The sequence below is a fragment of the Streptomyces flavofungini genome (genome assembly GCF_041028215.1).
Classification (GTDB): domain Bacteria; phylum Actinomycetota; class Actinomycetes; order Streptomycetales; family Streptomycetaceae; genus Streptomyces; species Streptomyces flavofungini_B.
Genome location: NZ_JASKYR010001322.1, coordinates 1 through 1,574, shown reverse-complemented (window position 1 = coordinate 1,574; position 1,574 = coordinate 1). Strand labels below are relative to the sequence as shown.

The following is a 1,574-nucleotide window of genomic DNA, read 5'->3' as shown; positions in this document are numbered from 1 at the left end:
CCCTTACCCCTCCCATGCCTGAATCCGGAAGGAGCCGCAGCATGCGCGCCCAACTGGCCCGTATCGACGCGGTACTCGTCCAGGCCGTCATCGCCGCCGCCCTGTCCTTCGCCCACCTGCACGACGTCGCCTCGGCGGCCGGACAGGACGGGTGGAAGGCGTGGGCCTACCCGGTCTCGGTCGACCTGCTGCTCGTCGCCGCCTGGCGCCGACTGCGGACCGGTGACGCCAAAGCCGCGGGTTGGTGCTGGTTCGTCATCGCGCTCGTGGCCTCCCTGGGCGCGAATGTCGCCACCGCCGGTCTGCTCGACCTGGACCATGTCCCGGCCTGGCTCCGCATCCTCGTCGCGGGGTGGCCTGCGGTCGCCTTCCTCGGCGGGACGCTCCTCGCGCACTCGGCGCCGCTCGCGCCGGACGCGGTCGAGGAACGGGGGCCCGAAGGCACCGATGCCCCGGACTCCCCGCCGCCACCGGTCACCGCTCCGGCCCCGACTCCTCCGCCCGCCGTGCCCGTCCCGGCCGCCCTGGTCGACCACGCCCGCAAAGTGGCCACCGAGCACCACGCCCGTACCGGCACGGCTATCGACACCACCACCCTGCGCGCCCGCCTCGGCGTCCCGATGCCCATGGCCGACGCCATCGCCGCTCACCTCTGAAAGCACTCCAACCTCTGAAGGGAGATCTACATGAGCGTCAACCGTCGCTTCCGCTCCGTCATCCGTATCGGTCCCGTCCAGGTCGGTACCGCGTACGACGGCCGTGGCCGCGAGAAGCACACCGCCGCCTGCACGGCCCCGCGCTGCGGCTTCTCCGCCGACTACGACAGCCGCGCCGCCGCCGAGCTGGCCGCCCGCACCCACCGCTGCCCCGTCCGCTGAAAGGACCCGCTCCCGTGACCGTCAGCCTGCCGCTCGTGTTCGTCCTCGGCTTCTTCGCCTGGGGAGCGGTCAAGTTCCTCGGCGTTCGCACGTGGATCGTCGTCGTGATCGCCCTGTTCGGCTTCTGGCTCTCGCACACCTTCATGGCCCCGGCCATCGAATCCGGTACGCGCTCCGGCGTGGACGCCGTAAACGGCTCACATGCCTAGACGAGTAGGTAAGAAGATCCTCGCTGTGTTCCTGCCCAAGTACCCCGACAGTCCGACGCCGCCGCCCGTCCACCCCCACACCGTGGCCGACCCGGTCCCCGCGCGGCGGTCCGCGCCCCAGATCTCCGTCACTACCGGAGCGGTCGTGGCCGTCCTCGTCGGTGGCGTCGTGCTGACCGCGCTCTTGGCCGCCGTCGCCGTGTCGGCCATCTCCGTCGCGGTGTGCGCCGTCGTCATCCGCTCGATGCTCCGCGACCAGCGGCACCGCTAGTCGCCAGTACCCCCAGGCCCCCGGGGCGGCCCTGATACCGCCAAGCATCCGCCGCCCCGGGGGCCCTGTCCCTCCTGACCGAAGCCAGAAGGAGAAGCCATCATTACCCGCGCCACCCCGCCCCCGCTCCGCGAACTCGGTCAATTGGCCGCAACCGGCACCATGCCCGCGCTCCTGCGTCAGCTCTCCGGCCTCGGCGGCTGCACGCACCCGATC

General features: G+C 71.9%; 4 protein-coding genes. All 4 read left to right on the top strand.

Going from position 1 to position 1,574, the window contains the following annotated elements:
- Window positions 1-41: 41 nt before the first annotated feature.
- The 4 genes from AB8Z36_RS40780 to AB8Z36_RS40765 are packed head-to-tail and all read left to right on the top strand — an operon-like array spanning window position 42 to window position 1,358.
- Window positions 42-656, top strand: a complete 615-nt coding sequence (locus AB8Z36_RS40780) for a DUF2637 domain-containing protein (RefSeq protein ID WP_369218387.1) — start codon at window positions 42-44, stop codon at window positions 654-656.
- A 30-nt stretch (window positions 657-686) separates the two neighbouring features.
- Window positions 687-878 (top strand): mobile element transfer protein, encoded by a 192-nt coding sequence (locus tag AB8Z36_RS40775; protein WP_369218386.1) that lies wholly within the window; start codon window positions 687-689, stop codon window positions 876-878.
- 14 nt (window positions 879-892) lie between these two features.
- On the top strand, window positions 893-1,087 hold the full coding sequence (locus AB8Z36_RS40770; RefSeq protein WP_369218385.1) for a hypothetical protein: 195 nt from the start codon (window positions 893-895) through the stop codon (window positions 1,085-1,087).
- 25 nt (window positions 1,088-1,112) lie between these two features.
- A complete protein-coding gene (locus tag AB8Z36_RS40765; protein ID WP_369218388.1) occupies window positions 1,113-1,358 on the top strand; it encodes a SpdD protein in 246 nt (81 codons plus the stop codon).
- The last annotated feature ends 216 nt before the right edge of the window (window positions 1,359-1,574 follow it).

Bases quoted from the DNA above. Each gene is read 5' to 3' on its own strand.
- AB8Z36_RS40780 (WP_369218387.1), top strand. From the start codon at position 42: ATGCGCGCCCAACTGGCCCGTATCGACGCGGTACTCGTCCAGGCCGTC.
- AB8Z36_RS40775 (WP_369218386.1), top strand. From the start codon at position 687: ATGAGCGTCAACCGTCGCTTCCGCTCCGTCATCCGTATCGGTCCCGTC.